The organism is Myxococcus sp. AM010 (assembly GCF_013372585.1).
Taxonomy (GTDB): domain Bacteria; phylum Myxococcota; class Myxococcia; order Myxococcales; family Myxococcaceae; genus Myxococcus; species Myxococcus vastator.
This window is the reverse complement of record NZ_JABXEO010000022.1, coordinates 65235-89317: the sequence shown is the minus strand read 5'-3', so window position 1 is coordinate 89317 and position 24083 is coordinate 65235. Positions and strand designations below refer to the sequence as shown.

21 protein-coding genes are annotated in these 24083 nt (G+C 68.9%); 12 read left to right on the top strand and 9 right to left on the bottom strand.

The features are described from left to right. Positions 1–138: 138 nt before the first annotated feature. From folD to HV826_RS13805, 3 genes are read left to right on the top strand one after another with little or no spacing between them, the layout of a single operon-like run. Positions 139–1011: a bifunctional methylenetetrahydrofolate dehydrogenase/methenyltetrahydrofolate cyclohydrolase FolD gene (folD, locus tag HV826_RS13815; protein ID WP_176417476.1), complete on the top strand. Its 873-nt coding sequence runs from the start codon at positions 139–141 to the stop codon at positions 1009–1011. Between the two features lie 50 nt (positions 1012–1061). Beyond that, positions 1062–1220 (top strand): hypothetical protein, encoded by a 159-nt coding sequence (locus HV826_RS13810; protein ID WP_176417409.1) that lies wholly within the window; start codon positions 1062–1064, stop codon positions 1218–1220. A gap of 42 nt (positions 1221–1262) precedes the next feature. Then, complete coding sequence (locus HV826_RS13805) at positions 1263–2108, top strand: glyoxalase (RefSeq protein ID WP_368670915.1); 846 nt, start codon at positions 1263–1265, stop codon at positions 2106–2108. A 48-nt stretch (positions 2109–2156) separates the two neighbouring features. Here the strand turns inward: HV826_RS13805 and HV826_RS13800 are convergent, their stop codons facing one another. Continuing rightward, positions 2157–2417, bottom strand: coding sequence for a hypothetical protein (locus tag HV826_RS13800; protein WP_176417475.1), 261 nt, complete (start codon positions 2415–2417; stop codon positions 2157–2159). A 198-nt stretch (positions 2418–2615) separates the two neighbouring features. On the opposite strand from HV826_RS13800, the gene HV826_RS13795 reads away from it, so the two are divergent. From HV826_RS13795 to HV826_RS13775, 5 genes are all read left to right on the top strand, one after another. Next, positions 2616–4358: an amidohydrolase family protein gene (locus tag HV826_RS13795; RefSeq protein ID WP_176417474.1), complete on the top strand. Its 1743-nt coding sequence runs from the start codon at positions 2616–2618 to the stop codon at positions 4356–4358. Positions 4359–4470: 112 nt separating this feature from the next. After that, positions 4471–5244: a M57 family metalloprotease gene (locus HV826_RS13790; protein ID WP_176417473.1), complete on the top strand. Its 774-nt coding sequence runs from the start codon at positions 4471–4473 to the stop codon at positions 5242–5244. A 164-nt stretch (positions 5245–5408) separates the two neighbouring features. Next, positions 5409–5816, top strand: coding sequence for an SRPBCC family protein (locus tag HV826_RS13785; protein ID WP_176417472.1), 408 nt, complete (start codon positions 5409–5411; stop codon positions 5814–5816). A 357-nt stretch (positions 5817–6173) separates the two neighbouring features. Continuing rightward, positions 6174–6956, top strand: a complete 783-nt coding sequence (locus tag HV826_RS13780; protein WP_176417471.1) for a phospholipase D-like domain-containing protein — start codon at positions 6174–6176, stop codon at positions 6954–6956. Positions 6957–7361: 405 nt separating this feature from the next. Beyond that, entirely contained in the window at positions 7362–8129 is a 768-nt protein-coding gene (locus HV826_RS13775; protein WP_176417470.1) for a M57 family metalloprotease, read from the top strand. Positions 8130–8288: 159 nt separating this feature from the next. Here HV826_RS13775 and HV826_RS13770 read toward each other — a convergent pair whose 3' ends face one another. Then, positions 8289–9746 carry a hypothetical protein gene (locus HV826_RS13770; RefSeq protein ID WP_176417469.1) on the bottom strand — a complete coding sequence of 486 codons (1458 nt, stop codon included), beginning with the start codon at positions 9744–9746 and terminating at the stop codon, positions 8289–8291. A 281-nt stretch (positions 9747–10027) separates the two neighbouring features. On the opposite strand from HV826_RS13770, the gene HV826_RS13765 reads away from it, so the two are divergent. The 3 genes from HV826_RS13765 to HV826_RS13755 all read left to right on the top strand — a co-directional run bounded on the left by HV826_RS13765 (position 10028) and on the right by HV826_RS13755 (position 14488). Further along, entirely contained in the window at positions 10028–12328 is a 2301-nt protein-coding gene (locus HV826_RS13765; RefSeq protein ID WP_176417468.1) for a zinc-dependent metalloprotease, read from the top strand. A gap of 184 nt (positions 12329–12512) precedes the next feature. After that, on the top strand, positions 12513–13016 hold the full coding sequence (gene nrfH, locus HV826_RS13760) for a cytochrome c nitrite reductase small subunit (RefSeq protein ID WP_176417467.1): 504 nt from the start codon (positions 12513–12515) through the stop codon (positions 13014–13016). After that, positions 13013–14488: an ammonia-forming cytochrome c nitrite reductase subunit c552 gene (locus tag HV826_RS13755; RefSeq protein WP_176417466.1), complete on the top strand. Its 1476-nt coding sequence runs from the start codon at positions 13013–13015 to the stop codon at positions 14486–14488. The genes nrfH and HV826_RS13755 overlap by 4 nt, the downstream gene beginning before the upstream one ends. 51 nt (positions 14489–14539) lie before the next feature. Here HV826_RS13755 and HV826_RS13750 read toward each other — a convergent pair whose 3' ends face one another. Beyond that, entirely contained in the window at positions 14540–15007 is a 468-nt protein-coding gene (locus tag HV826_RS13750; RefSeq protein WP_163784068.1) for a DUF2147 domain-containing protein, read from the bottom strand. Between the two features lie 308 nt (positions 15008–15315). Between HV826_RS13750 and HV826_RS13745 the strand changes: the two genes are divergently transcribed. Beyond that, positions 15316–15876, top strand: a complete 561-nt coding sequence (locus tag HV826_RS13745) for a biotin transporter BioY (protein ID WP_368670914.1) — start codon at positions 15316–15318, stop codon at positions 15874–15876. A 102-nt stretch (positions 15877–15978) separates the two neighbouring features. On the opposite strand, the gene HV826_RS13740 is transcribed toward HV826_RS13745, so the two are convergent. The 6 genes from HV826_RS13740 to HV826_RS13715 all read right to left on the bottom strand — a co-directional run bounded on the left by HV826_RS13740 (position 15979) and on the right by HV826_RS13715 (position 23652). After that, positions 15979–16257, bottom strand: coding sequence for a hypothetical protein (locus HV826_RS13740; protein WP_255217206.1), 279 nt, complete (start codon positions 16255–16257; stop codon positions 15979–15981). A 118-nt stretch (positions 16258–16375) separates the two neighbouring features. After that, positions 16376–19102 (bottom strand): CHAT domain-containing protein, encoded by a 2727-nt coding sequence (locus HV826_RS13735; protein WP_303623582.1) that lies wholly within the window; start codon positions 19100–19102, stop codon positions 16376–16378. Positions 19103–19286: 184 nt separating this feature from the next. Further along, positions 19287–19820 carry a hypothetical protein gene (locus tag HV826_RS13730; protein WP_255217205.1) on the bottom strand — a complete coding sequence of 178 codons (534 nt, stop codon included), beginning with the start codon at positions 19818–19820 and terminating at the stop codon, positions 19287–19289. A 31-nt stretch (positions 19821–19851) separates the two neighbouring features. Further along, positions 19852–20586, bottom strand: a complete 735-nt coding sequence (locus HV826_RS13725; protein ID WP_368670913.1) for a hypothetical protein — start codon at positions 20584–20586, stop codon at positions 19852–19854. Next, positions 20583–21104 carry an RNA polymerase sigma factor gene (locus HV826_RS13720; RefSeq protein ID WP_255217204.1) on the bottom strand — a complete coding sequence of 174 codons (522 nt, stop codon included), beginning with the start codon at positions 21102–21104 and terminating at the stop codon, positions 20583–20585. Before HV826_RS13720 ends, HV826_RS13725 begins: the two co-directional genes overlap by 4 nt. Positions 21105–21417: 313 nt before the next feature. Beyond that, the gene (locus HV826_RS13715; protein ID WP_176417462.1) at positions 21418–23652 is read right to left on the bottom strand and encodes an exo-alpha-sialidase; all 2235 of its coding nucleotides are present in this window, start codon (positions 23650–23652) and stop codon (positions 21418–21420) included. Between the last annotated feature and the right edge of the window lie 431 nt (positions 23653–24083).

Below are 24083 nucleotides of genomic sequence, written 5' to 3'. Positions count from 1 at the left end.
CGGGCCCTGTGCTTTTTGCTCCCCGCGAATCCAGGGCCCGCGGGGTACGACGGGGAGCGTGTCCCAGGACACCGTCCGGGGTGGGCACCGCGAAGAAGCGCTGCGCCAACCCCGGGAATCTGGCGTAAGAAGCCGCGCATGGCGCGGACCCTTGATGGAACCGAAATCAGCCGGGTGATGCGGGCGGAGCTGGCCCAGGACGTCGCGGCGCTTCAGGCCGCCGGCGTGACACCCGGACTCTCCGTGGTGCTGGTGGGCGACAACCCAGCGAGCCAGGCCTACGTCGCGAGCAAGACGCGGGCGTGCGAGGCCCTGGGGATGCGCGGCCAGACGCTGACGCTGCCCGAGGACGTGTCGAAGGAGGAGCTGTTCGCCGTCATCGACCGGCTGAACGCCGACCCGGCCGTACACGGCATCCTGGTGCAGCTGCCGCTGCCGGCCCACCTGCCCTACAAGGCCGTCCTGGAGCACATCCACCCGGCGAAGGACGTGGACGGCTTCCACCCCATGAACGCCGGGTTGGCCTTCGTTGGAGACCCTCGGGCCTTCGTGCCCTGCACCCCCGCCGGCATCATGGAGATGCTCCGGCGTGAGGACATCCCCACCCGGGGCAAGCACGTGGTCATCGTGGGCCGCAGCCTCATCGTCAGCAAGCCGCTGGCGTCGCTGTTGATGGCGCCGGGCCCTGACGCCACCGTCACCCTCACCCACCGCCACACGCCGGACCTCGCGTCCTTCACGCGGCAGGCGGACATCCTCATCGTCGCGGTGGGCAAGCAGAACCTCATCACCGCGGACATGGTGAAGCCGGGCGTCGTCGTCATCGACGTGGGGCAGAACCGCGTCTCCGACGCGAGCTCGCCGCGCGGCTACCGCATGGTGGGGGACGTGGACTTCGATGCCATCCGGCCCATCGCCAGCGCCATCACTCCGGTGCCCGGCGGCGTGGGGCCGATGACCATCACCATGCTGTTGGCGAACACGCTTCAAGCCGCGCGGCAGGCCCGGTAGCCCCAGGCGCGGAGAGGGAAGCGCCAGGGCCTCTCCCAAGGTTCACTGGCGTGGGTGGCATCCCCGCCGCCGACGCACGCGCGCAGGACCTCGGCCGGACGTACCGCTCGGACGACGGCGCTGGCGAGCACTGGCACCCGTCGACGGCCACGCACCAGAAGGTGGCGGAGGCGCTGACCCGGTTCATCCGGGACGGCGTGCGGCCCTGAGCGGCTCCGTGCGCCGCGCGCCGCCACGCATGACACGAAGAAGTGCCTCCGGCGACGTCGCTCGTCTATCCTCGCGCCATGCCCACCCATGCGACGAAGGCCACCGCCATCAGCGGGAAGGAGACGACCGTTCCGTTGCTCCCCTGCGTCTCGGCTGACGAAACATTGGAGTTCTACCAGGCGCTCGGCTTCGCAGTGACGTACCAGATGACCAAGCCGTACCTGTACCTGGCGCTGCGGTGGAGCAACATCGACCTGCACTTCGGCAGGGGCGCCAAGAGCCTGGACCCGAGCGAGGAGAACTCAGGCGGCTGCCTGGTCATGGTGGACGCGGTGGAGCCCTACCACCGGGCCTTCACGGACGCGCTGCGCGCGAAGTACGGCAAGGTGCTGGCCACGGGCAGGCCCCGCATCACCCGCTTCAAGCCCGGCCAGAGCCGCTTCTCATTGATTGACCCTACCGGCAACAACATCATCTTCATTCAGCGCGATGAGCCGGAGGATTTGGAGTACGGCGGCTCCGCGAAGCTCACGGGCCTGGCGAAGGCCATCGACAACGCGCGCATCCTGCGTGAGTTCAAGAATGACGACAAAGCCGCCGCGCGGGCGCTCGACATCGGGCTCGCCAGACACGAGGCGGAGGCTCCCGTGGAGGACCGGGTTCGCGCCCTGGCCGCCCGCCTGGAGCTGGCGGTTGCCCTTGGGGATGCCACGACGGGACGGGCGCTGAAGCAGCAACTCCAGGCCCTGCCCCTCTCCGAGGACGCGCGGCGCCAATTGTCCGACGAGCTGAAGGCCGCGGAGCGGCTGGAGGAGTGGCTCGCCCAAACCAAACCTCCCGAGCCCGCGCCGTCCAAGCGCACGGGGCCCCCGCGGCGGCCAAGATAGCGGCGAAAGCCGTGGACGAAGCCGTCGCGTCGCGCGTGCCCTCGAGCCTCAATCGACGTCGACGCCCGCATCGGGATTCCCCGAGCCGCCCCTGCCTTCCCTGAACCCCTGCGCCGCCTCCCGGGCCGCGCCCTGAGCCTCCTTCGCGGCCTCCCGGGCGCCCTCCTGAAGCTCCTTCGTCGCCTCCCCCACCTCACGGCCCACCTGTCGGGAGTTCTCCCGCGCGGACTGCTCATCGCAGCCGGTGAACGCCGCGAGCGAAGTCCCCAGGCCCACCAGCGTGAGCCACTTCCAACCCTTGCCTTTCATTGCACGCCTCCCTGGCTCGTGGTGCGTTCGCACCTTCCGCGGGCGAAGATAGTCACGCCCCCGCGGTGCGGCTGCCTGGGGGCCGAGCGCTCCCCTGACGCGCCCAGGCAATGGCATCCACGTCGGCTTGTGCAGGAAAGAACTGTCGGCGCGTCTTCTGGCTGGAAGCGGACAATCCACGGAGCCTAGGCTCTGTCCATGGACCTCATCGTCGAGAACGGCCTCGTGTTCGATGGTCTGGGCAATCCCCCGCGCAAGCTGCATGTGGGCATCCGGGGAAACACCGTCACCACGCTTTCGGAGGCCCCGATTCCGCGCGCCCCGCACACGCGCGTCATCGACGCCACCGGCCACTGGGTGACACCGGGCTTCATCGACTGCCACACGCACTATGACGCGGAGGTGGAGCTGGCGCCCTCGCTGTCGGAGTCCGTGCGACACGGCGTCACCACGGTGCTGATGGGGAGCTGCTCGCTCAGCCTCGCGCTGGGCACGCCCGAGGACCTGGCGGACATGTTCTGCCGCGTGGAGGCCATTCCCTACGAGACAGTCCGAACGCTGCTGGAGGAGCGCAAGACGTGGAACACGCTCGGCGACTACCTGACGCACCTGGAGCAGTTGCCGCTGGGCCCCCATGTCGCGTCCTTCATTGGGCACTCCGCGCTGCGCGCCCACACCATGGGCCTGCACCGCAGCCTGGAGCCCGGCCTGCGTCCACGAGAGGACGAGCTGCGCGCCATGGAGACCCTGGTGCGCGAGGGGCTCGAGCTCGGCTACCTGGGCCTGTCGGTGATGACGCTCAAGTGGGACAAGATGGGCGGCACCCGCGACATCCGCAGCCGCCCCCTGCCGTCCACCTACGCCCGCTGGAGCGAGTACCGCCGCCTGACGCGGCTGCTCCGTGAGCGGGGCCGGGTCTTCCAGGGCGTGCCCAACATCAGCACCAAGGTGAACGTGGTGCTGTTCTTCCTGGAGAGCATCGGGTTGTTCCGCCCGAGCCTCAAGACGACCGTCATCTCCATGATGGACCCGCGCGCCAGCCGCGGCATCCACCGCCTCATCGGCGCGCTCTCCCAGGTGGCCAACCGGCTGCTGGGGGCGGACTTCCGGTGGCAGGCCCTGCCCGAAGTCTTCGACCTCTGGGCGGACGGCATCGACCTGGTCGTCTTCGAGGAGTTCGGCGCGGGCGCCGCCGCCCTCCACCTCCAGGACGCCGCCTCACGCGCCGGGTTGCTGCGAACGCCGGAGTACCGTGAGCGCTTCCGCCGCGAGTGGACGAACCGCTTCCTGCCGCGGGCCTTCCACCGGGACTTCAACGAGTCGCGCATCCTCCAGTGCCCCGACGTCGGCGTGGTGGGCAAGTCCTTCGCCCAGGTGGCGAAGGAGCAGGGGCGTGACGCGGTGGACGTGTTCCTGGACCTCATCTCCACCCACGGCGACGCGCTGCGCTGGTACACGGTGATGGCCAATGACCGGCGCGAGGAGCTGGAGCGCATCTGCCGGCACCCGGACATCCTCATGGGCTTCTCGGATGCGGGAGCGCACCTGCGCAACATGGCGCACTACAACTTCCCCCTGCGGCTGCTGCGGCTGGTGCGCGAGGCGGAGAAGCGCGGCGAGCCCTTCATGAGCGTGGAGCGCGCCGTCCACCGGCTCACCGGGGAGCTGGCCGGCTGGTTCGGCCTGGATGCGGGGGTGCTCGCGGAGGGCCGGCGCGCGGACCTGGTCGTCATCCACCCCGACGGCCTGGACGCGAGGCTCGACGAGGTGGCGGAGGCCCCCATGGAGAACTTCGGTGGCTTCGTCCGGCTGGTCCGCCGCAATGACGCCGCGGTGAAGGCAGTGCTCATCTCCGGGCGCGAAGCCGTGAATGAAGCCGGCGTGTCTCCGGCGCTGGGCCGGGAGCGCGGCTTCGGCGGCGTGCTCCGCGCCCGGGCCTGAGGCCACGGCGCACTGCGTAGGACGGTGAGGCACCGTGCCGCCGCTACTTCCGCCATGCTTTACTCAAACGCGCAGCGCGGAAACCCGATTCAAGACAGGAGCCCATCCAACCATGCTCAAGAGAGCGGCAGTCCTGATGTTGAACTGTGGTGCATTGCTGTCCGGCTGCGGTCCCGACGCAACTGGCGGGAACGCGGAGGTCCTCTCCAATCTGACCGAGGCAGGGTTTCGCGCCGAGGACATCACCGTCGTCGATGACGCCGTCTACGTCGGAGGCGACGCGCATGTGCCGCTCGAGGCCTCCCGGGAGATGCTCCAGCGTGGCGAAGGGAGCCAGGAGCACTACAGGACGACCAACCTCGTCGGCCCCAACGTGACCCTGATTTGCGTCAATGCCACGTCTGCGCTGTCGAGCGTGTCCCGGTTCAGTCAGGGCCTCGACATGGCCCTCGCGAACTACAATGCCCTGGCGCTCAGGTTCAGGTTCGTTCGAGTCACCACCACCACCAACTGCTCCGCGACCATCAATGCGTCGACCATGCCGGGCACCGGGTACACGTCGGGCTATCCGTCGGGCGGGCTCCCTTATGGGCAGATTCGAATCGGCACCGGGCTGAGCAGCTACAGCGTGGACATGATTGAACATGTCATCACCCACGCGCTTGGCCACACGATTGGCCTCCGCCACACCGACTTCTACAATCGCGGCATCAGCTGTGGCGGCGGCCCCGTCAATGAGGGCCATGGTGGCATTGGTGCCATCCACATCGCCGGGACGCCCACGGTGGCAAACCCAGGCGGGTCCATCATGAACACCTGCATCCCGTCCAGCACGGACGGTGAGTTCTCCACCGGCGACATCATCGCGTTGACCTCCCTTTATTGAGAGGCGACGCGACGCGCCTCTACATGGGGGACGCATCCTCTCCAAGCGGGCCTCCGGGCACTTGCGCCCTCGCGTCGAGTGCGGTGCCCGGAGTCATCGCTGGACGGGAAACGACGTCCGATTTCTTCAAGCGCCGCGGTCACCGCTCGCGCAAGGCTGGCGCCATGACAATGGAATCCACGCACATCAGCGTCCGCATCGCGCGCTCGAGCGCGGACGTGTACGCCTACGCAAGCCAGCCGCGAAACCTCCCAGCCTGGGCGGCCGGCCTCAGCAAATCCGTCCACGAGGCGGACGGTCACTGGGTGTCCGACGCCCCCATGGGCCGGGTCACCGTCGCGTTCGCGCCCGCCAACGCCTTCGGCGTCCTGGACCATGACGTCACGCTTCCGAATGGGGAGACCGTCTACAACCCCGTCCGCGTCATTCCGGATGGAGACCACAGCGAAGTCATCTTCACCCTCCGCCGCCGCGACGGCACGTCCGCCGAAGCGTCCCGTCGGGACGCGGAAGCCGTCGCAGCGGACCTGGAACGACTGAAGGCACTGCTGGAGGGCCAAGGCACGCGCTGAACGCACCGAGGTCCTACAGTGATTCCAGTTGGAAGCGCCCGTCCGACAACCCACGGCGGACGGCGCCCACGGCCCCGGCGTGAGGAGTCGCGACGACCGTCCAAGAACTCGAATAGACGTCGCTGGTGCCCCTGCTTCAGCAAGGACACTTCCCAACAGATGCCACTCAGCCAGTTGTCGAAACTGTAGGCACCTTCGCCACAAGGTCTCCGGAGACCAATAAGACACCACGGGTCTAAAGACACCCCCTCGATAAAAGGCCACCAGTGGCATCGACGGTGTCCCGCACTCGCAGGATGCCTCCCTCTCCCTACCACCACCTGCTATTCTTCAGCTCCACGGTAATGGGAGGGGTTCTTGGCAATTGCAGGTGCGGGACGCTCACGAATCGAAATCCTCAATCACACCCAGACTGTCGCGAATCTCATGCGGCTCATTACGGAAGCCGAACGTGAGCTGCTGCTGGTCAGTCCCTATGTATCCCTCGACAAGCTCCGCGCTCCAGTTCGGGCGATCCAGGGGGCGCTTCACCGCAAAGTACGGGTCGAACTCATCATCCGAGAGAAGGATTTCAGCACGAGGCAAGCAGACCCGTTCGCCGCGAAGGAGATGCAAGAACTCCGCGCTGCGGGGATGCAGGTGCACCTCCTCAAGGACCTCCACGCCAAGGTCTACCTGTCCGAAAAGAATGCGCTCATCACCTCACTCAACTTGCTTGAGTCGTCCATCAACAACAGCATTGAAGTGAGCACATGGCTCTGTGCGGGCACTCCCGAGTATCAACAGCTCGTCGAAGTGCTTCGGACGGACATTCGCCCGACATCGGTGAAGGTCGAGACAGCAGTGCACTCGGCGCGGGCCACCCGAGCGGAAACCGCTCCCGGGAGGACGAAGACAAAAGCGAGTAGGGCCCCTTCTTTCGATGACTTGCCCATATTCGTTGATGACGAAGGTCACTGCATCCGCTGCGGGGACGACGTCGCCTTCAATACGGACAAGCCGTTGTGCACGGACTGCTTTGGTACATGGCGCCGCTTTGGCGACCCGTCCTATCGGGAGGCGTACTGCCACGCCTGCGGGGAGGACGAGGACACGTCGGTTGCCAAGCCGCTCTGCTACGACTGCTTCCGGAACATGTAGCGCGTCCAGCATTCGCGCAGCGGGAGGCGCGGTCCACAGCCGAGTGCAGGTTCCCTCCGAGTCCAAAAAATCGAAATGTCCCAAAGGGAGTGGTCCCCAGCCGCGTCAGGTGGGGACGAACTGGCGACTCGCGGTCGTCCAAGACCACGAGGCCGCCGCGGACGACCAGCGCGCGGTGTGACACGGCCGATGCCACTCCGTGTCACACCGCCAAGCCACTGTATTTTCTTGAATTCACCCGCTCGCCGGGCCACGCGCCCCGGCTCCGCGTTGGTGATTCGGCGCGTCAATTGATGACTGGATTCACCTGGGGAGTGGCCAAACACCGTGCCACCTCGGCTTGCGCCATGCTTTACTCAAGCACGCAGCGCGGAAACCCGATTCAAGACAGGAGCCCATCCAACCATGCTCAAGAGAGCGGCAGTCCTGCTGTTGAACTGTGGCGTATTGCTGTCCGGCTGCGGTCCCGAATCATCTACCGGGAGCGCGGAGGTCCTCTCCAATCTGACCGAGGCAGGGTTTCGCGCCGAGGACATCACCGTCGTCGATGACGCCGTCTACGTCGGAGGCGACGCGCATGTGCCGCTCGAGGCCTCCCGGGAGATGCTCCAGCGTGGCGAAGGGAGCCAGGAGCAATACAGGACAACCAATCTCGTCGGCTCCAGCGTGACCCTGATTTGCGTCAATCCCACGTCTGCGTTCCAGAGCTATGCCCAGCTCAACAAGGGCCTCACCCTCGCCATCGACAACTACAATGCCCTGGGGCTCAGCTTTACCTTTGTTCGGGGCCCGCTCGCCAAATGCGACGCCAACATCGTCGTGACGACCATGTCCGGTACCGGTCACTCCACGGGCTTTCCCTCGGGAGGATTGCCCTATGGGTTGATTTCAATTGGCACCGGACTGAACAACTTCAGCCTGGACGTGAATGAGCATGTCATCACCCACGCGCTGGGCCATACCCTGGGCCTCTATCACTCGGACTATTTCAACCCGAGCATCAGTTGTGGCAGCGGAGGTGGCGGCGGCCCCACGGGCGTGGGTGTCATACACATCCCCGGGACGCCCACCGGGGCAACGCCGGGTGGCTCCATCATGAACACCTGCTTCCCGTCCAGCACGAACGGTGAGCTCACGTCCTCCGACATCACCGCGTTGAACTACATGTACTGAGTTGCAGCGGGTCGACGCGCCTGCAAATGAGGCGCATCGGCCCGGACATCCGCATGCTCATTCAGGGGAGAAGCGCCCCTCCGCCCGCTGGAAAAAACGAGGGCCGCGCCCCCTTGGAATGGGCGCGGCCCTCACGTGCGGCATCGAAGAATCGAAGGACTACTCGCAGCTGCCCTGCCGCAGGTACGACAACAGCGAAGCGTCGTCCTCGGAGGCCGGCGCCGCGCCCACCAGGCACTGCCCCTGGGCGACGACCACCTGCGAGGCATTGGCGGAGAGCAGCAGCTCGCCCGTCACCACCTGCAGGCCCCCCTTGAAGCCCGTGGCGCTGTTGGCGGGCGCGGCGCGCAGGCTCGGCCCTCCGTCGCCCCCGCTGAGACGCAGCCGATAGGTCGCGTCCTCATACGCCGCGGGAATCTCCGACGCGGGCTCCGCTTTCAGGGGCGCCAGGTAGAAGCGCGTCACCAGGTCGAACTCCGGCTGCACCTTCAGCAGCGGCGCGCCATCCGCCCCGCGCGTCAGCGTCACGTCGAAGTGCCGGCCGGACTGCGCGTTGAGGTCCAGCTCGAAGAGCTTGTCGCTCCCCAGGCTCACGTGGGTCTGCGCGTCACCAAAGCCCAGGTTCTTCACCACGACGTCCGTCTGGTTCTCCGTCGCCTCGACGGAGTACGAGATGCCGGCCAGGGACACCGTCCAGTCCTTGCCCTGCAGCGACGGCGCCAGGCCCGTGTACGGAAGGCGAACCTCCGTGGTGTTCAGGTCCAGCGAGAAGCGCGCGCGCTTCGCCTGGCCGTCCACCTCGAACGCCACGAGCGGCTCGGCCCGCGCGGAGGAGAACGCGAAGGTGCTTCCCTCCAGCGCCAGCTCCAGCCGCAGCGCGTCCAGGATGGAGGCGCTGACAATCCAGTGCGCCTCGCCCTCCTGCGTCGCCTTGAGCTCGACCTGCCCCACCATCACCGTCGGCAGGAACCCGGCCGACTCGGCGTCGAGCTGCTCCACCGCGCCCTTCAAGCCCCCCAGGTCCACCACCAGCGAGACGGCCTTCGGCAGGAAGCGCAGCGCCAGCGGCTCCGCGCGATTCGCGCCGATGAGCAGCTCCAGCTCCAGAGAGTCATCCCCCTGGCTCGTCGCGCGAATGCGCAGCTGTGCGTCCTCCACGAAGCGGACACAGTCCGCGTCCGCAACCTCGCTGCCGTCCGTGCAGACCTGCTCGCCCTTCAAGCGGAAGACGGTGGCGTTGCCCTCCGTGGACTCCACGTTGGCCTCGGTGAAGACGCGCTCGCGCAGGAACCGCTCCAGCGCGTCCGCCTGCGTGTCCACCTCATCCGCGTCGAACATGGCGGACAGCGCCGCGCCCTCCTCACCCGCTGGCAGCTCCGGGAGCGGCACGCCCTCGAAGCCCGCACCGAACAGCGCCATCGCGTCACCCAGGCCATTGAGCGTCGACAGACCGCTCACGGTCTTCATGCTGCTGCTGACCCCCCGCAGCGTCTCCGCCGACCGGGAGGCGGCGATGTCGGCGACCTTCTTCGCGTCGGGAGCTTCATCGGAATCACAACCCGTCGCGACGAAGGCGACAGCCGCGACCGCGGCGAGCCAGGACCTGGAGTTTTGCATGGGGCGTTGCTCCTTGGGGTGGGTAGACAGTGCCCCCGCCTCAGCAACGTCCGCGCCAACCCAGGCTCCAGGTATTTCCAAGGGTTTCCGACACACCCCGGGCCTCAAAGCCGGGGTTGCCATGACATCCCTGTCATGACGGGCCGTTCGGCGCCGGGGAGATGCTTGCGCGGTGAGGGGGATTCCTCCCAGTCGCCGTCTCCCCTGAGGGCCGCGATGCAGGCGTCCCGTTGCTCCAGCACCGGATGGAAATTCCTCCGTCCGGCGATCTGGAGCACGACATGTTCGAATGGAGTACGCACAGGCGGCGTGCCGGGTGGGGCGCGTTGTCGCTGACGCTGGCCCTTGGCACGGGCTGCGGGGGCGGCATGCCAGAGCCGACCACGCCCCCACCGGAAGCCCCCGAGCCCGGGCTCGCCGTGGAGCTCGCGGGTGACTTCGTGGCCATCCCCCGGGAGCTGAGCAAGGAGCAGCGGCACCACGTCGACCAGAAGCTGGGCGGCGTGGTGGAGGACGCGGGCAAGAGCTTCTATCTGGCCATCCGTCGCAGCGAGCTGCGCCAGCGCTGGTTCCTCACGGCGTTCGCCAAGCAGTACCACCCCGGAGGCGTGGGCAACCGCGCGGGCGAAGTGCTGGGCAGCCGGGTGGTGAGCTTCGAGGAGCAGAACGGCAAGCTCTTCGTCTTCGACGTCGACAAGCGCAAGGTGATGAGTGACGTGTTCGACCCGCAGATCCTGGTCGAGGCGTATCCCATCGTCACCGACTACCGCCCGTTCAACCGGCTGCCCGGCGCGAGCCAGTACGTGCTCATCGACCCCACGGCAGGCCTCAACCGCTACGGCGTCGTCGGCGACAGGGTCGGGCAGAGTGGCGTCCACCTCCAGGTGGAGCTGAGCTTCGCGCAGCGCTTCCGGCGGCTCGCCGACGGGGTCGCCTACGAGCAGGTCTTCACCGGCTACGCCGACCTCCCCTGGGAGTGGGCGTCCTACTACGGCGAGGACAATGCCTTCCGGACCGCGGGGACGCTGGCCATCTCCCTTCGCAAATACAAGGAGGGGCAGGGCTACACCCCCACCCCGTTGCCGCCCCGGGAGCTCTACTTCCGCAGCGACAGGCGGCTCGTGCCCAACACGACCGCGGAGCAGTTCGAACAGGTGGCCCTGAAGTGGAACATCCACCCCGGCATGAAGCCCATCCGCTGGCACATCATGGACACCGTGCTCGCGGCGCAGCAGGACCCTCGCCTGCAGCCGTATGACGTCGTGGGCGCGATGAAGCGCGGCATCGAAGGATGGAACGCCGCGTTTGGCTTCCCCGTGTTCGAGGCGGTGGTCGGCGGAGGCATTCAGGACTTCGCCGACGACGACCGCAACGTCGTCATCTTCGACACGGACGAGCTGATGCCCATGGCCTTCGCGAACTGGCGCAGCAACCCCATCACCGGTGAGATTCGAGGGGCCAGCGTCTACCACTCGGTGAGCTGGCTGCTGTTCGCTGTGGAGGCCTTCGCGGAGGAGGCCCCGCTCACCGAGCGCGTCGCCGAGTTGGCCACCGCGCCCCCCGCGCCGAGGCTCCGGCTGTCCTGGTCCAGCCTTGAAGGCACCGCGCCTTGTGAGCTGAGCGCATCGGACCCACGCCAGGTGCGCGCCCGACTCCAGGCCTCGGCCCACCCTAGGCTCGCGGCGCTCACCCAGAAGCAGAAGGTGGAGGCGCACATCACGCACGTCATGCTCCACGAGGTGGGGCACACGCTGGGACTGCGCCACAACTTCTCCGGTTCGCGCGTCAACGACGGCAGCCCCAACAGCCTCGTCTCCACCTCGGTGATGGACTACCTGCTCGACGAGGACCGGGCCCTCATGGATGCCCCGGGCGTCTACGACGTGCGCGCCGTCCGCTACCTCTATGGCCTGTCATCCGAGCTGCCCGCGACGGACGCCTTCTGCTCGGATGACGACCGCCGCGTCGACCCGTACTGCGCCACGTATGACCGCTTCGGTGATTCCCTCATGCTGCATCATGGCCCCGTGTTCCAAGGGCACCAGGACGCCCTGCTGACCAGCCCCCATCCCTGGCCCCGCCTGCAGTTCTACTTCGACTACGTGTCCTCGCCGTACCTGGGGTTCCTGCGCCTCACCGACCCGGCAAGCCAGGCCACGGCCTACGCGCTGGCCATGCAGAAGCTCCGGCCGCCGCTCGTGATTCCCCCGGGCGCCCGGCCGGACTACGCGGCCCGCGCGGACGAGCTCACCCGGCGCATCTTCCAGCGGCTGTACCTGGACCCTGCGTCGAGCCGGGGCAGCTTCACCAGCGACCCGCCGCCATCCCCCGCGCTGCTGACGCCCATGCTGGCGGACATCGAGGCCATCGTGCTCAACACGGACGGCGTGCGCAGCCACGCGGCGCGCCGCACCCTGGTGGACGTCCTCAAGGCCCAGCAGTCGCTCGGCGCGTACCTGCTGCTGCGCGAGCTGCGCGACTCGCTCAACGCCAGCCTGCCCTCGCTGCCTCCTGAAGAGCAGGTGCTGACCGAGGACCTGGTGACGCGCATCTCGGTCGCCCTGGCGCCCTACTACCGCTGAGAGGAGCGTGAACCTCCGGGCCCGTGCCTCGCGTGTTCGAGGCATGGGCCCGGAGGACGCAAATGCCGCGTGCCCACTCGCCTGGGCGCAAAAATTTCGCGCCCCGACTCCAGCCGCTCAAGCGGCGTGAAAATTCATACGCGCTCGCGAGATGAGACTGGCCGTATGCACAACCGCTGCTACGGTGTTCCGCGTGTCCTCGGCCTCCCGCACACTCCTGGCAGTGGCCCTGGGGCTGACCCTGGGCGCGGCCATTGGCATCGGCGGCTACACCTTCGCGTACGCGAAGGGCTCGGCCTACTTGCAGGACGACCCAGCCGCCTGCGCCAACTGCCACATCATGACCGAACAGTACGATGGCTGGAGCAAGAGCAGCCACCACGCGGTGGCCACCTGCAACGACTGCCACACGCCGTCAGGACTGGTTCCCAAGTACCTCAACAAGGCGAGCAACGGCTTCTGGCACTCCTTCTACTTCACCACCGGCACCTTCCCCGACCCCATCCGCATCCGCCCGCACAACCGGATGGTCACGGAGAACGCCTGCCGGAAGTGCCACGCCAGCCTCGTGGAGAGCATCGAAACGCCCCACGGCGACTCGCTGCAGTGCCTCACCTGCCACAACTCCGTGGGGCACCCCGAAGGCTCCGGGAACCCCGAACTCATCCGTCAGGAGGTTGAACGATGACCGAGCCCGAGAAGCAACGGCGCTTCAGCGGCGTCAAGCTGGTGATTGCCGTGGCGGTGGCGGCCGCCCTGGCCGCCGCTGGCGTCACCGCGCTCCTGGTCAACATCATGGAGCGCAAGCAGGAGGCGAAGAATCCCTTCTACCGGGTGGTGGAGTTGGACGACACCATCGCCGACCCGGAGGTGTGGGGGCGGAACTTCCCGCTGCAGTACGACAGCTACAAGCGCACGGTGGACCAGCAGCGCACCCGCTACGGCGGAAGTGAAGCCGTGGCGCGCACGCCTTCCCAGGCGGACCCACGCAGCGTCGTCGCGCAGAGCCGGCTCGAGGAGGATCCGCGGCTGGTGACGATGTGGAGCGGCTACGCCTTCGCCACCGACTTCCGCGAGGAGCGCGGCCACGCGCACATGCTGGAGGACCAAGTCTACACCGAGCGCCAGCACGTGACGCAGCAGCCGGGCACCTGCATCCACTGCCACGCCAGCGTGTACGTGCCCTACAAGAAGCTCGGTGACGGCGACCTCATCAAGGGCTTCGAGAAGATGAACCAGATGCCCTTCATGGAGGCGCGCAAGCAGGTGGAGCACCCTGTCTCATGCATCGACTGCCACGACCCCACCACGATGCAGCTGCGCGTGACGAGGCCTGGCTTCATCGAGGGCATCGCCGCGCTCAAGGCCAGCCAGGGCGTTCCCAACTTCCGGGTGAATCAGGACGCGACGCGCCAGGAGCTGCGCACGTACGTGTGCGGGCAGTGCCACGTCGAGTACTACTTCAAGGGCAAGGAGAAGCGCCTCACGTACCCCTGGGCCAAGGGCATCAACATCGATCAGATCATGGCCTACTACGACGAGGACGGGCACTCCGACTGGACGCACGCGCTCACGGGCGCCAAGGTGCTGAAGGCGCAGCACCCCGAGTTCGAGCTGTACAACCAGGGCATCCACGCCAAGAGCGGCGTGGCCTGCGCGGACTGCCACATGCCCTTCATGCGTGAGGGGGCGATGAAGGTCAGCGACCACCACGTGCGCAGCCCGCTGCTGAACATCAACCGCGCCTGTCAGACGTGCCACAAGTGGAGCGAGGCGGAGCTGCTCCAGCGCGCGGAGACCATCCAGACGCGCACCTTCGAGACGCGGAACATCGCCATGGACGCGCTGGTGGACCTCATCCATGACCTCGAGTCCGCGCGGAAGGCGGGCCTGCCCGAGGAGGCGCTCGCCAAGGCGCGCGACCTGCAGAAGCGCGCCCAGTTCTACCTGGACTTCGTGGAGGCGGAGAACTCCATGGGCTTCCACGCGGACCAGGAAGCGGTGCGCATCCTGAGCAACTCCATCAACTTCTCGCGCCTGGGTCAGAACGCGCTGCGTCCCGGTGGCGGCGCCTCCACCAGCCCCACCACGCGGCCCCAGGGCGCTCCGGCGCCCGTGTCCACGGCTGGCGCCGGTGAGACGCAGCAAGGCTTGAAGTAGGCACGGCGAGCGGAAGCGAGCGGTGCCCGCTTCCGCCCTCCACCGAAGGTGCTACTCGGCGCGGACCCAGTACTGGGTGCGCCCCAGCAGCGACATGCCGACGTAGCCGCGGACCTTCAGCTTCTTGCCGCCATCCTCGACGGCGACCTTGCACTTGTAGGTCTTGCCATTCGCGGGGTCGAGGATCTTCCCGCCGGACCACTCGTCATCATCCTTCTCCAGGTCGCGAAGGATGGTCATCCCGATGATGGGCTGGTTCTTCAGCGAGCCCTCGCACTTGTCGCAGAGCGGGTTCTGCTCTTCCTTGGGCTCGCGGAAGAGCTTCTCGATCTTCCCGTACAGCTTGCCGTTCTCCTCGTAGATGGCGATGACGGACTTGGGCTTCTTCGTCTCGTCATCGATGGTCGTCCACCGGCCGACGGCGGCATTGGTCGCGGCAGGGGCCTTGTCCTCGGCGACGGCGTTCGAGGCCAGCAGCAGCGTCAGTGAAGCGAGTCCAAACCAACGGGTTGCGTTCATGTCTTGGTGTCCTTCCGCGCGGGGGCTCACGCAGGAGGCACCATGCGTACAAGCCCCGCATCACTTCGCTTGTACTCCACCGCCGTGCCGGCACTCAAACGTGCCGCCTCGCGTCATGGTGTCTCATCGCGGTGTTATCGAAGGCGACCGGGCGCTCCAAGGCCCGAGCGCGCGGAGGAAAGCGGGTCTCTCCCGCGTTGCGCCGGGTGGCGCCAGCGTGTACCCCCCTCGAGGCGCCGTGTCCTCGCGGTGTCCGATTCTGGAGGCTCCGCCTGACGCTCGCCACCACCGCCCGCCCCCGCGTCCTCGTGCTCGCCGATGGCGTCGCGCGCTCCCGGGCTCACGACCTGGCGCTCGTGCTCGGCGGCGCGCTGCTCACGGCGGGGCTCGCGCAAGTCTCCATTTCAGTGCCGGGCTCGCCCGTTCCCATCACCGGTCAGTCCCTGGGCGTCATCGTCGCTGCCGCGGCGCTCGGCCCCGCGCGAGGCCTGGCCGCGCAGGTGCTGTATCTCCTGATGGGCGCGGCGGGTCTGCCGTTCTTCGCGGAGGGCGCCAGCGGCCTGGAACGCATCCAGGGCGCAACCGGGGGCTACCTGGTCGGCTTCGTCCCAGCGGCCTTCCTGGTGGGGCTGGCGGCCCAACGTGGCCTTGACCGGCGTCCGTGGACCGCGCTGCCGCTCTTTGTCGTGGGCCAACTGGCCGTCTTCGCCGTCGGCCTGCCCTGGCTCGTCCTGTCCGCCCGGCTCGGCGTGGCCAAGGCCCTTGGCGCCGGCTTCATGCCCTTCCTTCCTGGCGGGCTCCTCAAGGCCGCCATCGCCGCCGTGCTGCTGCCCCTCGCGTGGCGGCTGGTGGGGCCACGCAAGGAGTGACTCGTCCACGTCGGTCCCGTGCTTCGCCACCGCCGGAGGCCCGCGGCGCCCGCGATGGTGAATGAGGGACGTGCCGATGTTCTCGATGAGGACGTCCACCTGTTACAGCAGGTGGGTCACCCGCAGGTCGCTGCCCACGCGGACCACCGACGTCGCGGAAGTCGGCGAGGGCGCGAAGAGCTCCACCGTCAGGTTGGAGGAGCTGCCGCACCCCGCAGTCGAGAAGCCGGAGAGATGCCCAGGTCGGCGCTCGCCACGCCCCAGCCTTCGCAGGGAGTGCCCGGGGCGGCCGCCTCGCCATTCGTGGGCAGGTAGCGCAATCGAGAGTGCGCCGAGCATCGCCGCGTTCATCAACCACCGTGAATCCATGGGGAGTCGCATCCAGCATCTCCTGAGCCCGGGGATGGGCGTGCGGAGCAGCTGCGGTCCGGTGTGCCGCCGCGATGCCAGTCCTGGAGGCCCATGAGCACGAGCCCATCCCACGGTGGGGAGCCCGTGGTCACAAGGGCTTGGAACGCGCGGAGCCTGAACGGCCCCAGCGCCACAACGCCAGGAGCATGAGCAGCGCCGCGGCGATGACCAGCGCCCCGGTCAGTCCAGCCATCGGCGCCCCCTCCTCGCGAGGCATCGCGGCCACCAGCGCGGCGTCGCCGAGCACCACCAGCCCTGCCCAGGCCGCCGGTGGCAGCCCCGCGTCGATGGCCTCGAGCTGCGCGGCCCGCAGCGCCGCGGAGACACTCAAACCCGTGGCCAGGTGCCGGTAGAAGTCTTCCACCAGGTCCGCCGCTTCCTCGTCGCGCAACGGCCACAAGCTGGCCACCACCGCGCTCGAACCCGCCTCGAAGAAGGCCCGCGCGAGGCTCAGCACACCCTCACCCGGCAGCACCGCTCCGGAGGCGCTGCGGCACGCGGACAGCACCACCAGCGCGCCGTCGAGACGCAACTGGGTGATTTCGCGCGGCTGGAGGATGCCGTCCTCGTCGTCCGCCCCCGGGTTGAGCACCAACGCGGAGCGCTCCGGGGCCTCTGCGTCCACCACGGCGTGCGCCGCCAGGTGCAGCACCCGGACCCTCGACAGGTCCGCGCGCTTGAGCGCGCGCTCCGAGGCCTCCGTGCCCACCAGCAGCCGGGGGACGACGTGGGTGTCTCGCAGCTCCTTCGCCACCCCGAGCCCTTCGCGACGGGCCTCGGGCAGCGCGCCGAGCCGCGCGGCCTCATCGAAGATTCCAGTCCGAACGCGCGCCGCCGACCGCGACACACCCTGGCCCAGGACCCACTCGGGGTCCGCCAGCACCAGCGCCTCACCGACAGGCCTGAACGGGGACTCCCCGTGCCAGTGCCGCCACAAGCTCGCCGAGGGCACCAGGGCCAGTTCGTAGCGAGCGACCAGTGGCGGCCCGTCCCGACGCTCCCGCAGCGCGGCGAAGGGGAGGTCATGCAGCGGCCCATCCGGAACCAACAGCAGCCGCCGAACCGTGGGGGGCAGCCCCGCGAGCGCCGGCCCGAGCAGCTGCGCGTGAAGCGCCACCGCCGCGCCGCGCTCGGAGCCATCCCTGCGCTCGATGAGCCCGGAGAACAGCGTGGCCGCCGCCGCGAGCCGCGTGCGCTCGGGGATGCGATGGACGTGGGTCCCCCCCCGTGTCGCCACGAACAGCCACGCACCACCCGCCGACGTTCCAGTGAGGTCCTCATCGTCCCCCACGAGGAAGACCAGCAGCGCCTCGTCCTCCGCCAGCCCCTGCTCCACGGCCGCCAGCGAGGCGAACTCCCGCGCGCCGTGGCGAGGCGCCGGGCGCAGGTCCCGCTCGCGGCGCTCCAGCTCCTGGAGTTCCTTCAGGGCCGCCTCGCGTCCATCGCTCGCGAGCGACGGGTCCAAGAGCTGGCGTTGGACCGCCACCAGCCGCGATTGCACCTCGCTCCGCTGCGCCCGGCGCTCGGGCGTGTCCCCGGAGTCCGCGAGTGCTCGCGAGGCGACCAGGGCATCGAGCAGCGTCCTCGCCCGGAGCCGCTCGCTCACGGCGAAGGCCCGCGACACAGCCTCCCGGAAGGGGAGCGTGGCGGGCTTGCCCGTCGCCCCGCCAGCCTCCAACGTCCAGCCAGCGAGCCGCTGGTAGTCACGAGCCCACGTGGCGAACAGCTCCGCCTGGCTGGAGGCATCGGTTGGCGTCTGGCGCAGGGACTCCAGCGCGTCCAGGGCGCGCTCGGCATGCGCCAGTGCCTGGGGCAAGGGCTGGGTCCGGTACGCCACCGTGCCGCGGCCTCGAAGGGCCAGCGCCAGGAACAGCGGGTCGTCTCCTCCGGAGGCCAGTCGCAGCGACGCCTCCGAGTCCTGAATGGCTCCGGCCGGGTCCACGTCTGCCCGCCGCTCCGCGCGCGTCCAGAGACACGCCAGCCGCCGCTCGTTTGAATCCAGCGACTCCGCGAGCGCCATGCAGCGCTCCAGGAGCGCGTCCGCCTCACGGCGCTCCTCGGGGGTGCCTCCCAACAGGTCCGCCGTGAGACGCACCGCCCGGGCCTCCAGCGTGGGGTTCCCCGCCCGCTCCGCGGCGGCCAGGGCCTGCCGCGCCAACGCCAACGCTCGCGTCCGGTCCGCCGGCACGTGGTCCCGCTCGAGCCGCCGCAGCGCGACGTTGGCGAGCGAGAAGCGCGCATGCGCTTCCAGGAAGAGGTCGCCAGTGCTCCGGGTCAACTCCACCAACCGGGCATTGACGTCCGAGGCCTCCTCCAACTGGCCCAGCCGCTCGCTCACCGTGCTCATGACGGACAGGTACTGCTTCTTCAGCCCTTCCGCGCCGTCCGGGAAGACGAGCGGCTCGGCGCGCTTGAGCACACGGAAGGCCCGGCCCAGGTCGAGCGCCACCTCGTAGAGCTGGCTGGCCTCGACGATGAGCGCGCGGGCGTGGAGCGCTGGCCGGCCGGAGGCGCTCGCCACCTCCACCACGCGCCGCGTCCAATCCCAGGCCTCCTGGGTGCGCCCTTGCGCCAGGAGGATGGCGCGCAGGTTGATGGCCGCCAGCACCTCACCCTCCGCATCCTGGAGCCGGCGGAACGTCTGCGCCGCGCGGAGATAGGGACCTTCCGCCGCCTTGCTGCTGGACAGCATCCCGACATGCCCGAGCACGAGCGACAGCCAGCCGTGGTCGGGGTGACGCTCCACCAGGGCCGTCAGCTCGCGCACGACAGCGTCACGAGCGGAAGCGACCTGGGCACATTGGTAGAAACACATCGCCGCCTCCCGGCCCTCTGGCCGCGCGGCGAAGCGCTCCCGGCACGACTTGAGCGAGGGAGGCTGGGGAGGGCCTGGCGCCGCGGAGGAGGCCAGGCCCGGACACACCGAGAGAATGGCCCCCAGCAGGAAGGTGAGGAGCCTCCTGTTGCTTCTTTCGGACCGGTGCGTCCGGAGCGACACGTCAGCGGGTGGGCGGCGGCGGGTCGACGGGCTCGCACTTGAGCGTCACGGGCCCCGGGGGAGGAGGCGGTGGCCTGGGCATCGCCAGCTCGAAGTAGCAGTTCTGGGGCCAGGTCCAGGAGTCCGGATCCACAACGGACCAGCGCTCCACCGTCACCACCGCCAGGGAGACGGTCTCCCCGCTCACCGTGGCGATGGCGCGCGCGAACAGCGGGTCCGCGGTGCGTGCCACGTAGCTCAGGCGCAGGGGCGCATCCGGGTCCACCACGCCCGTGGTCTGCGCGACGACGGCACCCGAGGGGTCGACGAGTTGGAGCGTCATGGACTGGCTCGCGCCGGTGCGAACGCCCGCCTCCATCACCGAGGCCACCACCTGGTCTCCCGCCTCGCCGTGGCTGGCATCCGTCTTCACCGCGCGGGTGACGGGGGCCGGCTGACTCCACGCCTGCCCGGCCCCACCGGCCACTCCCATCAGGAGCGCCACCAGTCCCGCGCGCATCCACTGTCGTGTCTTCATGCCCAGCTCCGCTTTCATGAGGCCCTCCATGGGCTCCGGACCGCCCGTTTCACTCCAGCCGGTTGACGAACGTGGCGCCGCGAAGCACCTGCCCGTCCGGCAACCGCGCTTCCACCTGCCACAGCAACGTCGTTCCCGGCTTCACCGGTGCCAGCACCTCGGAAGGCACCCGGTACTCACGCGCCTCCAGCGAGTCCACGCGGTGAACCCAGCCCAGGTCCTCCGTGGACAGCCGCACCGACCAGCGGGTTCCCTCGGGACCGCCGCTCCAGCGCAGCACACAGGCGTCGCGCCTGAGAGGCACCGCCTCTGGCACCTGGGAGACGACCGCCGCCGTGTCGCCGCCACGCAGCAGCGGCTGCTCCGGTTCTTCCCGCATCACCACGCCCACCACGATGAGGGCCAGGGCCGCGGTCGCCGCCACACCCCACAGGGGCTGGCTCCATGCGAAGCGGAACCGGCGCTTCTGCCGCGCTTCATCATCGCCGCGCCGGGTGCGTGGACGGTCCACCCGGGGCGCCACGGGAGGCACGGCCTCCGCGGCGGAGCGCGTCAGTTCGTTCGCGAGCCGCCAGGCCGCCGCCCAGGCCGGGTCCTCCGCCACACGCTCGATGACCGCGCGGCGCTCTTCGGCCGGTAGCTCGCCGCTCACCGCGCGCCAGATGAGGTCCGCATCCACCGGCGCCTCCGCGCGCTCCACCGGGTCCTCGGCACGCACGGCGGCGCGCAGACGCTCGACGGTGGCGTCATCGGGCTTCGTCTCGTCGCGTCCTCGCTCGCTCACGGCTCGAATCCCTTCGCGGAGAGGCACAGGCGCAGCGCGGCCAGGCCCCGGTAGATGAGGTTCTCGGTGCGCTTGTCGTCCCAGCCCAACAGCCGCGCGGACTCCGGCACGCTGTGGCCCTGCAGGTACAGCGTCACCGCCAGCCGGCGGTCCTGGACCAGCTTGCGCAGACAGTCGCGCACGGCCTGGGCAATCTGGGAGCCTCCCGCGGCCTTCTCCGGGTCGCCCGATGCCACCGGCGGCTCGGACAGCGACTCCACCACTTCCAGCTGGACCTCACGGCGGCGCGACACGTTGCGCAGCTCGTCCACCAGCGCGGTGTAGGCGACGCGGTACAAGTAGGCGGAGGTCAACCGGCTGCGGTCGGGCTCGCGCCGTTGCAACTCCATGACGCGCATCATCGCCGTCTGCACCAGGTCATCACGGCGATCGGCCATGTGGGGCGGACACACCCGGGCCACTGCACGGGCCAGGTCCTCGCGCAACTGCTCCAGCACCTCCGAGGGGAGAGAGACCATGGCCTGTGCCGGCCTGTGCCGTGGCTCCACGTGAAAGTTCCTCCGAGGTGCATTCATGGTCATCGAAAGGTCCCTCCCGCGGCAAGCGTGGTGGCGGATTCGACGCGTATTCCGGGAGCCTGGACGACTACGGCAGGGCTGCATCCCAGACGAGGATGTGCGACCGCGTGTCGGCGCCGGTGAGGCGCAGCTGGCGCCCGGCGGAGTCGGTTTCCCAGGTGTGCGTGGCTAGATCGTGTGCGCCTTGCCACCTGAACGGGGGACGGCATTTTTCCCCCTCATGTCCGTGCGCTGCATTCCGGCGCTTCAAGGGTCAGCGCTTGACCCGAAGCACCTGGAAGCCCACGCCCGCGCTCCCGAAGCCGCTCGCATCCTCCACGCGCACCACCAGCTCCCCGGATGGCAGCGCGCCCCAGACGTCCGCGCGCGTCAGGTCCGCGCCGCTCATCCGCTCGTACCGACGTGACTCCTGCCACGTCACGCCGTCCGCGCTGATGAAGAGCCGCGCGAACACGTCACCGGACGCATGGACGTCCCCAGCGACAGACCAGGCCGTGCCCATCACCCAGCCCCCTCCGGGCACCGCGGTGAGCGAGTACGCCGGCCCCGGCAGCTCCAGCAGCGAACGCACGGTCCCATCCGGAGACAGGCGCAGGAGCTTCGGGTGTTCGGGCTCGAACAACGTTGACTGGCCAAGGAGCAGTGCCCCGCCCGGCTGCGCCACGCCCGCCACGGCGTTGGCCCCATAACCACGCAGCAGTGACGTCCAGGTCCGCCCACCATCCGAGGAGCGCCTCACCGCGGCCTGCGCCTCGCTGCTCCCCAGGGTCGCCCACAGCGTGCCCGTCGCCGGGTCCGCCACCAGGGTATAGCCGTGCCGGTGCGCCGTGAACGTGGAGCGCACGGACCACGTGGCCCCGCCGTCCGTGGTGGCCCAGAGCCGAATCGGCACGGCGGCCGAGGTGAAGGATTGGTACTCGAGGAAGAACCACGTGCTCCCCAGGCGCGCGAAGCTCTGCGGTCCCCGCGCACGATATGTGCCCAGGCGCAGCGGGTTCTCCCACGTCATCCCCCCGTCCGTGGAGCGCTGGAGGACGTACTCTCCGCTGTGACTGGCCACCGCCAGGAGCGTCCCCTCGTCCATCGCCGCCACCGTCCACAGGTTGCCACCCCGCTGCCCCCGAGCCGAGAAGGTGTGCCCACCGTCCGTGCTCGCCATCAACCGCGAGCGCGGGCCCCCCGCGGGAATGCCATACAGCGTGCCGGCCCCGTCCACCGCGAGCAGCTCATGCGTGGAATGGGAGCGCACGAGCTCCAGGACGAAAGGCCCCGGGCCAGGCTCCGGCTCCGGCGGGGGCGCGTCATCGAGCACCAGCGACACCCGCGACACCGAACCCCACGAGCCCGCATCCACCGCTTCGCCATAGAGGCAAGGCACCTCGCCGCTGCCCTCCGGCAGGACATCCACGGCGTTGAGATACCCCTTGAACGTCGCATCCCCGTCGAGCGTCACCGCGCTCCCGAGCGCGCCATCCTCGTCCACCGTGCGCACGCGCAGCTCGTAGTTCGCGTTGAGCGCCCGCACCCGGTTGTAGAAGACATACAACGTGTCGCCGATGCGGGTGATGGCAGGCTGGGTCGCCCAGTCCGAGCTGCCCTCCACCAGCACCCGGGAACCGAAGCTGCTCCCGTCAAAGTGCCGGTAGTAGAGCTTCTCCAGCTCGTCCTTGTAGACGAGGTGCATGCCCCCCTTCCCATCCGCCACCGCGCTCAACGCCGCGCCATGGTAGATGCCGTCGGAGAAGGCCTGGCGCACCGGCCCCCACGTGCCCAACGGGTCCGATTCAGAGCGGATGCGCATGCGCGCGGGTTCCCAGCCGTCATGCATCCCGTACAGGAAGACGAGCTTCGTCCCCACGCTGAGCAGCCGGCCCCCACCCCGCCGGCGGACCTTGTCCAGCGGCTGAACCGAACCGAAGTGCTGCCCCCCATTCGTGGACACGGAGACCACCGCCGTGGCGCCGCCGTCGAGGTCCAGGCGGAAGGCCTGGACCCACAGCCGTCCCTGTGCGTCGCGCGCCAGCAAGGCCCGTGAGTAGGCCGTGCTGGCGTCCGCGTTGAACACCCGCACCGCGGGCTCCGGCGCCCAGGTATTCGCCCCGGGCTGATGGCGCCACCACTGGAAGTAGACGTCGTGCTGACTGGACGCCGCCAGTTGCGGCCCCTCGTAGGAGTAGACAAGCGCCACATCCATGCCCACGACCAGCAGCTCCGCCCGGTCCGTGTGCGCGGCGTCGGGCTGGATGTCCCCCACCCGTCGCAGGGTTTGCAGGGCGTCCTCGGAGCGGTAGAGCACCAGCCCCTTGCCGTCCACGCCTCCGTGCTGGATGGCCACCAGCCACGTCGGCGGACGATTGCTTCCGGTTTCAATGCGAACAATGTGGCGCTGCGCCGGGAGCGTCAGGGCATTTCCCCCGCTCACCGGCACCAACGCCGAGCCACTCGCCGCCACCACCACGGCGAGCATGGCACCAGCCAACCCCGTCATAAGTCCCCTCCCCGAGCGTCCCACCGGGAAGCTGAGCGCGGGAGCGCACGAAAGGAAGGAGGCCCACGCACCTGAGACGATTCCGCGGGGAGGAGTGAACGAACCGCTGCCCGCGGAGGCACACGCCCATCCATGCGCACTGGCACCAACAGGGACGTCGGACGTGGACTGCCCGACAGGAGGACCAAGCACCCGTTGGTGTTCTCCATCCCGCTGTCGAACCATCACCCGGGGCGACTTCGTCTCATTCGTCACCGATGGTCGCGAGGAAGGGACCACCGCCGCGGGTTGGCCAGCGCGGTTCGCGAGCCTCGAAACGCGAACGGCGGCGCGGACTCAGGACGCGCGAGGCGGCAAAGCGCGCGCTGGCCACCGGAGCGGGTGTCACCCCTCTCCGGTAAAAACGCACATGACTCGTTCGACGTCTCAAT